Annotated in this window: 4 protein-coding genes (1 of these 4 cut by a window edge); all 4 read left to right on the top strand. The window is 44.7% G+C overall.

Features of this window, described 5'->3' with window-relative positions:
- A complete protein-coding gene (locus KIH87_RS10465; protein ID WP_232357840.1) occupies positions 1-750 on the top strand; it encodes a polyketide synthase in 750 nt (249 codons plus the stop codon).
- A 352-nt stretch (positions 751-1,102) separates the two neighbouring features.
- Positions 1,103-2,071, top strand: coding sequence for a hypothetical protein (locus KIH87_RS10460; RefSeq protein WP_232357839.1), 969 nt, complete (start codon positions 1,103-1,105; stop codon positions 2,069-2,071).
- Positions 2,072-2,318: 247 nt separating this feature from the next.
- On the top strand, positions 2,319-5,012 hold the full coding sequence (locus KIH87_RS10455) for a thioesterase domain-containing protein (protein ID WP_232357838.1): 2,694 nt from the start codon (positions 2,319-2,321) through the stop codon (positions 5,010-5,012).
- A gap of 113 nt (positions 5,013-5,125) precedes the next feature.
- Positions 5,126-18,079: the start of an SDR family NAD(P)-dependent oxidoreductase gene (locus KIH87_RS10450; protein WP_232357837.1), read on the top strand. Its footprint extends 17,748 nt past the window's final position; 12,954 of the gene's 30,702 nt are visible here — the first part of the coding sequence; its start codon is at positions 5,126-5,128; the stop codon falls past the right edge of the window.

The following is an 18,079-nucleotide window of genomic DNA, read 5'->3' as shown; positions in this document are numbered from 1 at the left end:
ATGTCTGATCAGGTTGTTGAATTGAAAGAGGTTGGAGAGGGTATTCTGCAACTTAAAATGCAGGACAAAGTGCATAAGAATACCTTCACTGAACCAATGATTGATGGATTAATTCAGTCATTTGAAACCATTAAAAACATGACCCAATACAAGGTTGTCATTTTTACGGGCTATGACAGTTATTTTTCTAGTGGCGGAACACAAGAAGCGTTGTTTTCTCTTTCGGAAGGAAAAGGAAAATTTACAGATGCGGCATTGTATAGCCTGGCGCTGAACTGTCCTATTCCGGTTATTTCTGCCATGCAAGGACACGGGATCGGCGGTGGCTTTGTTATGGGCATGTTTTCTGACTTTGTGATCCTGAGCAGGGAGAGTATTTATACGGCTAACTTTATGAAATATGGCTTTACTCCTGGCATGGGGTCAACCTTTATTCTGCCAAAGAAGCTAGGGCTGAGTTTATCTGAAGAAATGATGATTTCTGCCAAGACTTATTATGGTGAGGAATTACAAGGTCGTGGTGTTCCTTTCCCTGTTCTGCCTCGAAAAGACGTTATGGATTACGCTATGAATCTGGCTAAAACCATTGCGGAGAAACCAAGGGAATCGCTTGTTGTATTGAAGGATCACCTGATTGGAGACCTTCGTAAAGAACTGCCAAAAGCCATTGAACTTGAGGTCAAAATGCACGACCTGACTTTTCATAAGCCTGAAGTGAAAGAGCGCATAGAAGCTTCATTTGGAAGGTGAAAATCCACAGCGCTAAGTTTTCTGATTGTGATAGCGATGTACCTCAGCGTAATCATTTTGATAAATAATTCTTAATAAGGAAAACGACATGAACCAGGAAGAGGCGAACCGTTACCACCATTTGCTTGGGGTGCAAAAGAAACGATTTACCTACCTTAAAAGTGACTTTCTTGATTATGTAATCATGATAGTTATGTGTGCATTGGCTTTGTTTTTTTCATATGGATTTGAAAATGTAATGGCAAAAACCGGGCTAATACTTTGCGCCATAATGCTCGTGGTTTTTCCTTTGAGGCACGGCGTTAAATTTACGGTACCCATTATATTCCGCAGGCCGCAGGAATTTTGGTACATGGTGATTTACCGTCTGGTTAACATTGAGCCAGTGATGCTAATCGCGGCGGGCATTTTATTGGTTGAAAATGTCCTTATTAGTTTGACACCTCAACTTCCACACAATACAGAACTTGTGCGTGAAGTGGCTTTCTATCTGATCTATATACACTTTGCGATAATTACTGCTTACCGTACAGTGATACTCGTTGCCCATTTGATTAAGAAAGAACTGGTACGAGATGTTTTGATAGAAACGCTTTGGAAAAGAACAGTGACCAAAAAAACAGGTGTCACTTTAGAGATTTTCCATAGCTATTTTACCGGGTTGTTAGCGCATTTAATGATGCTTATACCCTGGTATCTGGTTGTTAGTTACCTGAATTTTTCAGTGCTCTTTTTACCCATTATTTGTATCGCCAACTATTTCGTGTTTTCCCATAGTCTTGGTGGGATTTTACGTTGGTATTATCGCGATCACTGGTTAGGTCATAATGCTGAGTTGGATTTTGTTTATCTTCATGGAGCCCATCATGATGCCATACCTAGCGCATTATTGGCGGCTGATGAAAGTGGGTTTTTAGAGGGCGTTGTACGTCAAGCCCTTGGCAGACCCATCGCATTATTCAATCCACTTATGGCAAGCATCTACTACACCATTAAGGTTTGGGAAAATGTGACTGGACATCAATATATACCGGGTATTTATCCCAAAGCCGCAGAGAGGACGCAGCACGCTATTCATCACCACGGCAACCTGGAACCTTATGGCTTACCGTTCAACTTAGCATCGCTCATGCATATATTGCCTGAAAAGGAAAAAGCGAAATTTGAGAAAATGACCGAGCGTGAAAAAGAAGCCTATCGCCTGGATGAAATATTAACGGGGTTTCAATGGAACAACCCTAAATTCATCTGGTATCAGCAACTGATAAGAAAATACAACGCTCAAGAAGCCAGAAAAAAAGCACAGGCACAAGAATCATAGCCGCTCTCTTGAGCTTGCAATCAGACGTTATTACAGGTCTTTAAACGCTGGAAATTGCTATTAAAGACCGACTCATTCACCTATTTAAAAGAAATCTATAAGCCCATTCATGACCGGGTTGAACGAGCCTTATGTGCTCAAAAGTATTCCCTGTTGTGATTCAAGGCGATGCCTGATGTGCTTGATTGAGTATGCACTCATAGAAATGTGTCTGGCGACTTTAAAGATTAACTAAGAGACTTTGAATATGAACAATTACTCTGGCAGAGAACATGCTATTGTGATCGGTGGCGGTATAGGGGGAATGGTTAGCGCCCGTATACTTTGCGATCACTTTTCTAAAGTAACTGTAGTAGAAAGAGATGCTCTTCCAATGCAGCCTGAGCCAAGAAGAAGCGTGCCTCAAGGTCACTATCTGCATATATTATTGGCCAAAAGTTTAAGAATACTTGATGGATTATTTCCAAAGTTACTCTCATCTCTAGAGTCTGACGGCGCAGTTAAAATTAATATTGGTGCAGATCTGGAAGCAATACTGCCACAAGGAAAAGTCCCAAAATACGATTCTGATATTTGGATATATGGTTGTAGTCGTCCCCTGTTAGAGTGGCATATTCATAAGCAATTAGTCGCCAACGACAAAATCCAGTTTATTGAAAGAGGTATGGTTCGTTCTCTGCAATATGACGCCGAGAAAAATAGAGTGACAGGTATCACTTTACAACAGAAGGACGGTTTATCGGATTTGTCGGCTGATTTCGTGGTTGATGTCGCGGGGCGAGGCTCTAAAGCGAGGGATTGGCTTGCAGACATGGGCTTTGAAAAGCCTGAAGAAACAGCGATTCAGCCACCGCTGGTTTACAACTGTCGTTTGTATGATAAGCCGAAAAACTTCCAGGCTGACTGGAAAATGTTGGCCATATACCCTGACGAAACCAAGAATTCTCTGGGCGGTTGTATCTATCCGGTGGAAAACAATCGTTGGATGGTGACCCTTTCCGGGGCTGGTGATATCTCATCAAGAACTGATGCTGAGTTTCTTGAGTTTGCACGTAGCTTACCTGAGCCGGATATCTACGACGCCATAAAGGATGCCAAGCCGCTTTCATCAATTCACAGCCGTAATAAAACCGTAAGTCGAGTGTTTCATTTTGAGAAAATGAGCGCGCGCCCTGAGTGCTTTGTGACGTTGGGAGATGCTGTCTGTACCTATAATCCCGTCTATGGTCAAGGTATGACCGCCGCTATTCTCTCTGCGGTAACGTTAGGTGAAGTTTTCACCAGACAGAAAGGCGAATTGATTGGCTTGGCAGAGAAGTTCCAAAAGCGGTTAGCGCAAGTAAACAATCAAACCTGGCAACGTGGAAGTTTGGATGATATTCGCTTAACCGACGCAGCAGACGATAATCCTCAATTAAAGAAAGAGATAGAAGATAGAACCGTATTAATGAACGAGCTTTGGGAGTTGGCCATCGAAGACAACCAGGTGGCGGATTCATTATGGCACGTATTGCATTTCTTAAAGGCGCCAAGTGAGCTGATGAATGCCGATATCCAGCAAAAACTTGCCAATTTCCAAAAACGCAAAGCGACATCCAATATTTGGCATGGACGGGTATCAGCAAACCAGATGGCCTCTGCGCAAAACGAATCTATTCAAGCCTTGCAACAACGCGTTGCGCAAGGCGCATCTGGCGAAGATGTGGCACAACTTGCTCAAGCCTGGGTTGGTGGTGGAACGGTAGATTGGCAAGCTTTGTACAGTGGATCTGCACCTCAGTTGATTGATCTTCCTGTCGCCAAAAGGCCCCAACAGAACCCAGCTCCCACGGCACGTAAAAAAGTCGATGTCCCAGTTGTGTTAAAAGACAAAGAACGTGTACGGAAAGAATCCAATAAATACTCAGAACTTATTCATCTTAACAGCGCCACAGAAGGACGTCCGGTGTTCTGGATACATGGTGGTGTTGGGGGCGTGTACCCTTACTACAATATTGCGGAAGGTTTGCAGAGACCCTTCTATGGCATCCAGTCAAAAGGCTACAGACCCGCATCCTGCAAGGGGATCCGGGCGATAGCGTCTTATTACATTAGTATCATGAAATCAGTGCAGCCAGAGGGGCCATATGATCTGGGCGGCTACTCGCTAGGGGGACTGATATGCTACGAAATCACTCGTCAAATACAGGAAATGGGTGAACAGGTATCCTCCATTGTGATGTTGGATACTCTGGATACGAATGGATTAAAGAAACTTAAAACAACACCGAAGAGTGGGTTATTGATATCTGTGAACTGGGCGCTGGCTGGAACAATTATTCAGGCTCCTCAAGACTTGACTAAAACCTTAATCAACAGGAATGAAGTTGACACTTCTCTGAAACTAAAGCTCTTCAAAAGACAGTTGATCGATTTAGCGGTAACCCGAGGTAGTGTGACCGAGGAAGCATTTGACGAAAGAATCGAACAAATGAGCAATGATTACCGTGAATTCGAGGTTCATCGTTACGGGTTGCGCCCACTTCTGTATCCCGATTCGGTTAAGTGCTATTACTTCCGTAATAAGAACGGAATGTTTTTTGGTGAATTAGAGCCTTATTTCAGTATTTCCAGCGCTGAGAATTATGTTGATCACACTAACTACTGGTCTGTATGGCAGAAGTATATTCCTAATTTTGAAATTCTGGATGTTGATGCGCCTAATCATATGGATCTACTCCTGGTGCCAAAAGTGTATAAGGCTATCGCTGAATTTTCTAAAGGTTTGTATTCAGAAGAAGGCGTAAGCAATGCATTTTTAACGTCCTTCAAAGAAAACTTGAAGAATAAACATGGTGTTTTAAATCCCGAGAATTTGGTTTCCTCAAATTCAAGCTTCATTTCTCGCTTTGTACCCAATATTTTCAAGTCGAGAAAAAAAGTAGCAACTAACCCAAATTAAAGATTACCCCTTTCTACCTTTTCCAATAATCGTCGCCAAAAACACCTTGCCTGGAGGCTTTCTCAGGTAAATGGCTTTTCGGTAGCGAGGGACATTCACGGAGTTTTTGAAAAATGCTTTCTGTATTGAATCGGTATTGCCGTGGCTTTGTTGCTGTTCCTCTTATTGAGGCGTGTGCAAAGCAAGGATTGTTTGAACTGTTGGATGTAAAGGAATTCCACAGCCGTTCTGATCTCATTAAACAGTTTAAAGCCAATGAGGGGGATTTCACTCTCGTCTTACAGGCTCTTTGTGCATTGGGTTGGCTTGAGGAAAATAATCAAGATGCCTATCGTCTTAGCAGAAAAGCCCATGTTGCTGCAAATGCCATTAACCTAACCCGGTTGTACGAAGTTTCCCCTGAGCGTTTATTGACTGAAAAAGACTGGCAAAAAGCCTTAAATGAAAAGCTTACTCAAGTATTACAGCCAGCCGAGGAGCTTGAAGAAAGCTTTATCAGCGTTGCGCAAGATGCGCTATGTGTTCTTCTTCTGCTTGGTTTGAAGCGATTAGGAGCACTGGATTCAGGTGAAGTGAACGGAGAAACGTTAAAACACCTTCCCAAGTCACTTCATCAAAACATTGAAACGTTTTTTAAACATACACAATGGCTTACTGATTCAAGCGAAGTATGGCAGCTTACCGATTCTGCAAAACAAAGCGTGAGCGAAATAGAAGTCTTAGGTGTTGTCGATGCCTATCGCTCGATGTTGTTTAATATGGAACAACGTATATTTGGGCAGTTAGACCATGCTTTAGAGGCAGATAAACCTGAAATAAACCTTTATCGTCGCAGTGTCAATTTCCTGCTTGATGAAGGTCGTTTACCTGAAGAAAAGCAACACAGTCAGTCTGTTAAAGATATTGAGGCATTGGTATTAAGGGTATTCAATCAAGCACCTTACAACAGGCAACCTGTGGTATTGGCAGGAATTGGCGCTGAAGTTTCACTGTTAGCGCATCTTTATCACTCGATTGTGACCCAAAGTGAACGAGGGAAAATACTCGAACAATATCCGTTAACCTTGCTTGTCATTGATCATGACCGAGATGTATTAAACCAGGCTGAAAGCATCCTGCAGGCATTGCCGTATCAAACGATTGAGGCCGATTGTAGTGATCCAGCGACTCTTCATAAAACCGTCTCTGGTTTAGGATATAAAGACTCAAGTCAGGTGTTATATATTGGGTCGCTTTTCGGATTAACCGGGCACCACTTTCCTATTAGTGCCAGCCTGAAAGATAATCAGGCAATTGCCATTGATAGTGCTTTGGACATTTTGGTCAGAACTTACCAGAGCCAGTATGTTAATTCTCAAGGAGTGCTACTCTCTTCTCTACAGGTTTTCAGCGCCTGGAAAAAGTACCTGACGGGTTTCGTTGAGGCGATTGAATACAGTAACCTGATCTTGCTGGAACCGCATCAACTGAGCGGCGAGCCGTTACAAATAGAATCTAATGAGAGTGGCGCTGTATATCTCGACATTCTGCATCGCTTGTCACGCAACTATTGTCTTCATGCTGAGTCGTTCATGCTATTGGCTGCGCAGGTTGGCTTGTTTGGCAAATTCCCACCCAAGCGCTATCCAACAAGCGCTAATTTCTGTCAAGTTACTCTGAATCATTTTGAAAAGCGGGATTACATTATTCGTCATGCCACCTTCGACGATTTACCCAAACTTTATCAGTTAGAAAGACTGTGCTGGAAGAATGAAATTAAATCCCCCGATGCCACGATCCGCGCTCGAATTGAAACTTATCCGGAAGGGCAATTTGTACTGCAAAGAAAAGGCGAAGTTGTTGGCGTTGTTTATAGTCAGAGAATTGAAAGTGTTGAAAGACTTGAGGGGGAAACTGCTGCAACAGTACATCAATGCCATGATCCTTTAGGAACCGTGGTGCAGTTGTTAGCGGTCAATGTCGATCCTGCGTTCCAAAACCTCAATTTAGGCGATCAGCTTCTCGAATTTATGCTCCAGCGTTGTGCCGTGGTCGATGGTGTGAAAACAGTGGTAGGGGTAACACTAACGAAAAACTACCATGCAGAGAAAGGCTATACATTTAGTGACTATATTCATTTAAGAGATGCCAGAGGGCGAGTTAAAGATCCTGTCTTGTCATTTCATGAGTCACACGGCGCTAATATCGAAAAAGAGATGCCGGGCTATCGTCCATCCGATACTGTGAATGAAGGCTATGGTGTTTTGGTTAGGTACAATATCCATTATCGAGTGCCTCGTAGTCTGCAAAAGCTGGTGCATCATTCAATCCAGCCTGTGACCACCGCTCCCAAGGACTCACACAAGGCTCACTCCAGACAACATATTACAACCTTTATCCAGGACTCCATTGAAGCGATTTTAGAAGAAAATAAAGCCGACTTTGGCATGGATCGTCCGTTGATGGAAACTGGGCTCAGCTCAGTGAACTTACTAGACCTGCAGGAAACCATTGCACAGCATTTTGGGGTTATATTAGCCCCCGAGTTTTTCTTTGAATACAACACGCCCAAACAGGTAATTGAATACCTGGTTTCTGCACTTGGCGCAGACAATGCACAAGTCGCATCTTTTGCAGAGCAGCAAAACTCTGGCGAGCTTAGAATCGAAGATTTAAATAAAACAAGCAAAGACAAACAACGAAAACAAGAAATAACTCAATTTGTGCAGAGCATCATTGAGTCGCTTTTGGGGGAAGATAAAGAGCATTTTGACCTTGCGCGACCTTTGATGGAGATTGGTCTGGATTCTGCTGAGCTGTTGGAATTACAAGAGCAGATTTCCCAGTATTACGGCATATCTCTTGAGTCCGCATTTTTCTTTGAATACAACACGCCAGGTAAGGTCGTTGAGTACCTTTTGCAGACTCTTGATCATGCTCCACAACAGTTAAACAGTGCCACTGCAGCATCGGCATCACAAGTCGAGGCTCAAAACCATTCAAACAACACAGACATCGCCATTATCGGTATGGCTTGCAAGCTTCCTGATGGCATCGAAAGCGCGGATGATTTATGGCAAAGATTACTCAACGGTTCAAGCGCCATTGGGCAATTGCCAGAAGGGCGATTCGACTGGCCTGATGGCATCGATCCATTAACAAGCCACTTGGGCATTGCCCGGGGTGGCTTTGTGCATAACATTGCTGGTTTCGATCCTGCGTTTTTCAGAATATCGCCTAAAGAAGCCGAGATCATGGATCCGCAGCAAAGGATATTGTTGCAATTGGCCTGGGAGTGTTTTGAGAATGCAGGTACATTGCCTGAAAAGCTGACACAGCGAGATTTGGGCGTGTTCATTGGCGCCAGTGGTTCCGATTATGCGCAGTTAAGAAATAATATTGGTGTAGAAGTCGAAGCCCATCACGGTACGGGAAGTTCCTTAGCGGTATTAGCCAACCGAATTTCCTATTTCTTTGACTTGTCCGGGCCGAGCTTACAAATTGATACAGCCTGTTCTTCGTCTCTGGTTGCCGTGCATAGCGCCGTTCAGTCTTTACAAAAAGGTGAGTGTTCTCAGGCACTGGTGGCTGGTATTAACCTGATTTGCCATCCTGCCAACTCCATTGCTTACTACAAGGCGGGTATGCTTGCTCCTGATGGGCTCTGCAAAACCTTTGACGCCAGTGCCAACGGTTATGTGCGCTCAGAAGGCGCTGTGATGTTTTTACTCAAGCCTTTACAGCAAGCCATTAACGATCACGATTTTATTCACGCACTCATTAAAGGCAGTGCCACCAACCACGGTGGACTCGCCGGCGGGCTCACTGTACCTAACCCGCAGAAACAAGCGGAATTGCTAGAGTCGGCATGGAAAAATGCAGGCATAACTCCAGATCAACTTAGCTATCTGGAAGCTCATGGAACCGGTACCTCTCTGGGAGATCCTATTGAAATTCGTGGTATGCAAAAGGCATTCGCCAGCTTTGCTGAGGGGGCGGCAGCTCCATCTTCTTCATGTGGCGTTGCTTCTGTTAAAAGTAACTTAGGTCATTTGGAAGCGGCAGCTGGTATTACCGGTATGCTAAAAACGATTCTATGCTTTCAAAACAAAATACTCCCGAAAACTAACCACTTCACAACGCTCAATCCTCAAATCGAGATCCAGGACTCGCCCCTTTATATTGTTGCTCAAAACAAGGATTGGGACGTGGTGAATAATCAGCCAAGATATGCCGGGATCAGCAGTTTTGGTTCTGGCGGTGCTAATGCTCATGTTGTTTTAGGTGAGTACCATAGGACTGAAATTCCAGACGTTACGCACGATCATTACTTATTTGTGCTGTCTGCAAAAAATATGGCGCGCTTAGAGAATTATGTAACCCGTGTTATCGCCTGGATTGATCACGCTAATTTGCCGCCCTTTGCTCACTTTATCTATACATTGCAAACGGGTCGCACCGCTATGCAAGAACGCTTGGCACTCAAAGTCAGTAGCTACGACGATTTGCGAGAAAAGCTCGATAAATGGGTTCGTGGGGAGCAAAAAATCGCTGCTTGTTGGCAGAAAAATATCAATGTTGCTCGTTCTGAAATCGAAGTGCTATTTGATGGCGGAGTAGGGCAAAACGTCATTGATGTCGCAATCAATGAAGGCAACCTTGGGCAATTAGCCATTTTGTGGACATCTGGCGTTGATGTGTCGTGGCAAGGTTTATACGGCGCATTTTCTCAAAAAGTCCCTGCGCCGACTTATCCTTTTGCCAATGAACAATATTGGATTGAAGCGAACCACCGGGTGAGCAAGGTTAATCATCAGGTGGGCGCTTCCGTTATTCATCCCTTGTTGCATGAAAACACCTCCGATTTACAAGAGCAGCGATTCACCTCACGATTCACTGGCGCTGAGTTTTTCCTCAACGATCACCAAATTCAGGGAGCTAAAATCTTTCCTGGCGTCGGATATCTGGAAATGGCGCGTGTTGCCTTGGAACGATCTGCTGGAAAATTAGAATCGAATACTGCCATTACCCTAAAAAATGTTGTCTGGATGCAACCTATTGTGGTTGATGAAGCTGGGGACAGCCTAAAACAAGTACACATTAGCTTGTTCGGTGAAGACAATCACAAGATACATTTTGAGGTTTACAGCGAGTTAAATCAGCAATTACAGGAAGAAGTAGAACAAGAACACACGCTTCACGCCCAAGGTGTTGCTGAGTTCCAGCAAAAAAGCGCGCCGGGTCAGCTTAATGTTGATGAAATCCAGACACAAATGACACAGGGCAGTTTAACTGCCGCTCAATGTTATCAAGCTTTCCAGGCAATGGGGTTTGAATATGGAGCAGGGCATCAAGGCATACAGCTACTTCACAAAGGTGACAAACAAGCCTTAGCCAGGTTATCTCTTCCCGCTTCCATCGTTGAAACACAGGCAGATTATCTACTTCACCCCAGTTTAATGGATTCTGCCTTGCAGGCTTCCATAGCCTTAATGTTAACGGGTGATTTAGCACAAGATGTCCAAATTAAGCCCAACCTGCCTTTCGCTTTAGATGCGCTTGAAATTTATGCGCCTTGTACAGCGAATATGTATGCCTGGGTTCGAAATACTAGCGTTGTTGCTTCAGGTAAGGTGCAGAAGTTTGATATCGACCTGTGCGATGAGCAGGGCAATATTTGCATCAAAATGAGTGGGTTTACTTCCCGTACACTCGAAGGGCAAATTGGCGCGTCTGCAGGACAAAACCAAAATGCTCAAAAGCTATCTGCGCAAACAAAAAATCAAAAAATCGACACCGTATTAGCCACACCCATCTGGAAAGATTCACCTGCGGTTTCTCATCAGCAGAGCTATGCCGAACATATTATTGTGCTGTGTGAGCTGGGCAACCTTCAACCCGATGGGTTCGAAACCTTAATCGCAGGCAGCCAGTGCGTGAGTTTACCCTCCTCGGGGCAAAGTCTTGCTGCTCGTTATGAAGAGTATGCAGTGTCTTGCTTTGACATGATCAAACAGAGGCTGGAAAAGCGTTTACAAGGCAAAACCCTGATCCAACTCCTATTGCCTGACAATATCGACAACTCTGTGTTGTCAGGATTATCGGGTTTACTCAAAACGGCGGCCTTGGAAAACCGCAAAATTACAGCCCAGACTATTCTGGTGGGGGCACAGGAAACCGTACAAAGCCTGGCAGACAAACTACAGCAAAATACTGGTTTAACTTATGGTTCTGTTTTTAGGTATGAACACACACAGCGCCAATATTTAACATGGCAATCCTATGAAAATATCACACCAGAGCACACTCATTATGTGTTCAAAGAACGAGGTGTGTATCTGATTACGGGTGGCTTGGGTGAGCTGGGGCTGTTATTTGCCAAACAAATACTCAAGCATACAGAAACTGCAAAAATCATCCTGACCGGACGCTCCCGGTTATCAGATTTGCCTCAACACAAGCATGAGCAAATAGACGAATTGACCGCACTCGGTGGCAACATTCGCTACTGCGCAGTGGATATTTCCGACGCTGAGCAAGTAGCCAGGTTAATCGCAGATATTGAACAACAGCACAACCGACTCGATGGCATCATTCATAGTGCAGGGATCATATCTGACAACTTTATTCAAAAAAAATCACTTAGTGAATTCAAACGAGTGCTGTCTCCAAAAGTATCCGGTACTCTCAACCTGAATAGCGCGACTCAACACATGAAGATGGACTTTTTCGTGTTGTTCTCATCCAGCACCAGTGTGTTAGGAAATTTGGGGCAGGCAGATTACGCCGCGGCTAATGGGTTTATGGATCACTTCGCTGCGTACCGCAACGAACTGGTTAAGCAGGGGCTGTGCCGAGGGCATACCATTTCCATTAATTGGCCGTTGTGGAAAGAAGGTGGTATGCATATCGATCAGGCGAGCGAAGCTATGATGATTGAAACCACTGGCATGGTACCTATGGCGACTGAAACGGGTATTGAGGGGTTTTATCAGGCATTAAACTCAGGCGCGTCTCAGTTTGTGGTGATGGAAGGCTATGTGCAGAAAATCAAGCAGCAGCTTTTTGTTGAGCCAGTTTCTGTTGAGCCTGTTGTTGTGGCATCTGCAACCGTTGTTAAACCTGTGTCGATGGCGGTAGATAGCACTCGTGATCTGCTTTTGAAAGTCCAGAAAATATTAATGGGCATGGTATCTGAGAATTTAAAAGTGCCATTAGCCGACATCGATCTGGATACTGAACTCAACGACTATGGTTTTGACTCCATTAGTCTGACCGCTTTTACTAACCAATTAAACGAAACATACGATTTAGACCTTAACCCCACGGTCTTCTTTGAATATTCCACCCTTAGTGGGCTAAGTGAGTTTCTCATCAGTGAACATTCGGAAGTCTTTGCTGGGCAGGAGTCAGTTGCAGCCTTAGAACCATCAACATCTGTGGTTAACACCGTTGTAGATAATGCTGCGACGGCTAATATCGTAGCAGATCGCACTGCAACAGAAGCCGTTAATGTCGGCGCTATTTTGACAAAAGTTCACGGCATGTTGATGGGTATGGTATCAGAAAATTTGAAAGTGCCTTTGGGCGATATCGATCTGGATACCGAACTTAACGATTACGGCTTTGACTCCATTAGCTTGACCGCATTCACCAATCAGCTAAATGAGCAATATGATTTAGACCTGAACCCAACCATCTTCTTTGAATATTCAACACTCGGCGGTTTAGGCGAATATTTGGTACAAGACTATGAAGCGGTATTTGCATCTTTCTTTAACGTTACCAGCTCAATCACGAGCAAAGTAGAGAGCCGGATTGAGAACCCGTCCAGCATGGTTCAACCCAATCAAGCGCCACTGGTTCAAGCTGTCTCTAAGCGACGTTCGCGTTTTGTGGCTAAAGCCGTCTCTGATGCATCATTCCAAGGTGAATTTTCCAGAGTGGAAGAAGAGCCTGTTGCCATTATTGGTATAAGTGGCTGTTTCCCCGGTGCCGAGAATGTTGAGCAGTTCTGGAACAATCTTATTGCAGAGAAGGATAGTATTTCAGAAATCCCAATCGAGCGCTGGGACTGGAAGGAGCTGTATGGCGACCCGCAATTAGAAGTCAATAAATCCAACATTAAATGGGGTGGATTTATCGACAGTGTTGCAGAGTTTGACCCACTGTTCTTTGGTATTTCGCCACGAGAAGCTGAGTTAATGGATCCTCAGCAACGCCTGTTAATGAAGCACATCTATTTAGCTATCGAAGATGCCAATTATAGCGCCAGTAGCTTGTCTGGTAGCAATACAGGGATTTTCGTTGGTACAGGTATTGGTGGCTACAGCGGCTTGTTATCGAAATATGGTGCAGCCATTGAAGGGTATACCTCTACTGGCGCGGTGTATTCCGTTGGCCCTAATCGAATGAGTTATTTCCTCAATCTGCATGGGCCAAGTGAACCTATCGAAACGGCGTGCTCTTCATCTTTGGTCGCTATTCATCGTGCCGTACAGGCCATGCATGAAGGTAGTTGTGATGCAGCGTTTGTCGGTGGGGTAAATACTCTGGTGAACCCGGAATTGCACATCAGTTTCAACAAAGCAGGTATGTTGAGTGAAGATGGGCGATGCAAAACCTTCTCTTCTGCCGCCAACGGTTATGTTCGTGGCGAAGGTGTGGGCATTCTGTTTCTGAAAAAATTAAGGCAAGCCGAAGCCGATCAAGATCATATCTACGGTGTTATCCGCGGTAGTGCGGAAAACCATGGTGGGCGAGCCAATTCATTAACCGCGCCAAACCCCAAGGCGCAAGCTGAATTGCTCAAAACCGTGTACAAGAAATCAGGTCTTAGCCCGAAAACCATCAGTTACATCGAGGCTCACGGCACAGGCACTGAATTGGGTGATCCCATTGAAATTAATGGCCTGAAATCGGCCTTCCACGACCTATACCAAGACGCGGGCGCGAAGCTTGATTCCTTGCACTGTGGGCTAGGTTCAGTGAAAACCAACATTGGTCACTTAGAGCTTGCCGCGGGCGTGGCGGGGGTGATTAAAGTCCTGATGCAGTTTAAACATCAAACGTTAGTTAAAACGCTGCATTGCGATGAAGTTAACCCTTATATTAATTTACACAATACACCTTTCTATATTGTTCAGAAAACCCAACCATGGGTGCGTTTAAAAGACGATTCCGGGCAAGACATTCCAAGGCGAGCTGGGGTGAGTTCATTTGGCTTTGGTGGCGCTAATGCTCACGTTGTACTGGAAGAGTACCAAGGGGCGATTACGGCTCCCGCGCCAGAACTGCAACTTGACAGTGCGGTGATCATTCCGCTATCTGCACGAACCAAAGCACAGCTAAACCAGAAAGCCTCTGATTTATTGGCTTATCTTGGCTCTGCTTGCTCGGTCAATCTAAGTTCACTGGCGTACACCTTGCAAATTGGCAGAGATGCCATGGAAGAGCGATTAGGCTTGCTTGTGACTTCAAAGCTGGAATTGGAAGAGAAGCTGCGAAGCTATGTGGCAGGCAAGACTGTTGATGGTGTCTATGTTGGGCAAGTGAAGCAAAACAAAGAAAGCTTGGCCATATTTACTGCCGATGAAGAACTACAAGAAGCCATCGAGAAATGGGTTGCCCGTAAAAAAGTGTCCAAACTCGTTGAATTGTGGGTGAAAGGTCTGTCGTTCGATTGGAATAAACTGTATGGCGAAGTGAAGCCAGTTCGAATTAGTGTGCCGACTTACCCCTTTGCCAAAGACAAATATTGGGTTGCTAAAAACAAAGCTAAAGAACAGGCGTTAGAAGCATCAAATCTTGTTAGTCGTAGACTTCACCCCTTATTGCACGAAAATACTTCCGACTTACAAGAGCAACGCTTTACCTCTGGTTTTACAGGAAATGAGTTCTTCTTACAGGATCACCGAATTCAGGGAACAAAAGTCTTTCCTGGAGTGGGCTATTTGGAAATGGCACGTGCTGCTTTGGAAAAAGCCGCTGGAAAGCTAGCACCTAATACCATTATTACCCTAAAAAATGTGGTCTGGATGCAGCCTATTTTTATCAATGGGAGTGAGACAGACGACAGTGAACAAACCCTGAAATACGCCCACATCAGCCTGTTTGATGACGAAAATCAAAAGATTCATTTCGAAGTTTACAGTGAACTAACGGACTCTTTCGATCAGAGTCTGGATGACGAACCAGAGAGCATTATTCATGCTCAGGGTGTGGCAGAGTTTCGTGTAAAAGACACGCCATCCAGGCTTAATATTGAGCAACTTCAGTCTGAAATGACACAGGGCAGCCTAAGCGCTAAGCAGTGTTATGAAGCCTTTAAAGGCATGGGGTTTGAATATGGTGCAGGGCATCAAGGTATTGATGTGCTTTATCAAGGTGACAGGCAAACCTTGGCAAAGCTGTCACTTCCTTCTTCTATTGCTGATACGCTGCAAGATTACGTTCTTCACCCAGGCTTGATGGATTCTGCCTTACAGTGCACCATCGCTTTAACCTTGAATGGTGACCTGGCAAAAGACTCTCATGCCAAACCGAATCTGCCTTTTGCTTTGGGCGCTATCGAAATATATGCAGCTTGCACCAGCACTATGTATGCGTGGGTGCGAAACACCAGCAATACAGGATCAGAAAAAGTTCAGAAATTTGATATCGACCTGTGTGATGAACAGGGCAATATCTGTGTCCGAATGCTTGCGTTTTCTTCTCGAAAATTAGAAGGCCAATTAACACTTTCATATTCTCAAAATCAAACTACAGGTACTCACACAATAGGGACATTGGCAGCAATACCTGCCTGGAAAGATTCACCTTCTGTGTTACCTCAACAGAATTACTCAGAACATCATGTTGTGCTGTGTGAATTGAGTGATATTCAAGCTGGAGAGTTGGGATCGTTACTGACCGGTAGCCAGTGTGTGGGCATCCATTCTACAGGGCAAAGCCTTGCTGAGCGTTATGAAGAGTACGCGGTGTATTTCTTCGAAATGATTCAACGCATGTTCGAAAAAGGCGTTCAAGGCAAGGTGCTTATTCAAATTGTTTTGCCTGATACCCTTGAGAAATCGGTGCTGGCAGGGCTGTCTGGTTTATTGAAAACCGCTACTCTGGAAAACCGCAAAATTACCGGTCAGATTGTCCAGATTGGAGCGGAAGAAACGACACAAAGTCTGGCAGACAAGCTCAATGAAAATACAGGTTTAACTTACGGTTCGGTATTTAGATACGAACATGCACAGCGACAGTATTTAACCTGGCAAGCCCAAAATGTAAGTGAAGCCGGGTATATCGGTGGCTTGTTCAACGATGCTGGCGTGTACCTGATCACAGGTGGCTTAGGTGCACTTGGATTGCTATTTGCCAAAGAGATCATTAAACACACTGAAAATGCCAAGATAGTATTAACCGGGCGCTCTGAGTTATCAGCATTGTCAGCGCAAAAACAGGCACAACTTGAAGAGTTAAGCGCCTTGGGCGTCGACATTGCTTACCATGCGATAGATATTTCTGATGCTGAACAGGTTGCCAGGCTCGTCGCCGGTATAGAACACCAGCACAGCAAATTAAATGGCATTATCCATAGTGCCGGCGTTATCGCCGATAACTTCATTCAGAAAAAATCGCTAGATGAATTTAAGCAGGTGCTGAGCCCAAAGGTGGCGGGTACGTTAAATCTGGATACTGCCACAGCGCATATCAAGATGGACTTTTTTGTATTGTTCTCATCTAGCACCAGCGTATTGGGCAACTTTGGGCAGGCCGACTACGCCTGTGCCAATGGATTTATGGATCACTTTGCTGCTTATCGTAATGAACAGGTGAAGTTGCAGCAGCGTAGCGGGCATACCGTTTCCATTAATTGGCCTCTTTGGAAAGACGGCGGTATGCACATTGACCAAGCCAGTGAAACCATGATGGCAGAGTCTACAGGTATGCTTCCAATGGCAACCGAGACTGGTATCAATGCGTTTTATCAGGCGTTGAGTTCCAATGCGCCTCAATTTGTGGTGATGGAAGGCCGACTAGCTAAGCTAAAACAGCCGCTTTTTGTTGAGCCTGTTATTGAGCGCAACGAAGTTGAACAATCTGAAGCGGTAGGCATTTCAGATGTGTCAGATACTTCCCAAAGTGACAACGATAGCCGTGATTTAGTGCTAAAAGTTCAGAATATGTTAATGGGGTTGGTGTCGGAAAACTTGAAAGTACCGTTGTCAGACATTGACCTGGAAACAGAACTGAACGACTACGGTTTTGACTCTATCAGCTTGACAGAGTTTACCAACCAACTTAACCACAAGTTCGATTTAGATTTAAACCCCACTGTATTCTTTGAGCATTCAACTCTGGGGCGTTTAGGTGAGTATCTGGTTGATGACTACCAGAACGTGTTTGCCGCTTTGTTTAAAGTAGACAAAAAATCGCAGACGCAAAACAAAGCCAAAGAGAACAAAGCCGTTTCTTCCGAATTGAAACAGGCACAGCCAGTTCAAACTGCTACGGCCTCAAAACGACGTTCTCGTTTTGCCAGACACGCTTTGTCTAATAGCGCTTTCCCTAACAGAATGGAAGCCGAGCCTGTTGCCATTATTGGTATCAGCGGTAGTTTCCCCGGAGCGTCGAATTTAGAACAATTCTGGAATAACCTCGTAGAAGAAAAACACAGTATTTCCGAGATCCCAAATGATCGTTGGGACTGGCAAGCGCTTTACGGCGATCCGCACAAAGAAATTAATAAGTCGAACATTAAGTGGGGCGGATTTATCGACAGTGTTGCAGAGTTTGATCCATTATTTTTTGGCATTTCACCGCGAGAAGCCGAGCTTATGGAGCCGCAACAACGGTTGCTTATGACTCACATTTATCTCGCTATCGAAGATGCTAACTACGACGCTAGCAGTTTGTCGGGCAGTAATACGGGAATATTTGTTGGAACAGGTAGTGGTGGTTATAGCGGTTTGCTCGCCAGAGCAGGCACAACCATTGAAGGTTTCACGTCTACCGGGGCCGTGTATTCCGTCGGCCCTAATCGCATGAGCTTTTTCCTCAATTTGCATGGCCCAAGTGAGCCCATAGAAACTGCT

This window comes from Paraneptunicella aestuarii, from assembly GCF_019900845.1.
GTDB lineage: Bacteria > Pseudomonadota > Gammaproteobacteria > Enterobacterales > Alteromonadaceae > Paraneptunicella > Paraneptunicella aestuarii.
This window is presented reverse-complemented; position numbering and strand designations above follow the sequence as displayed.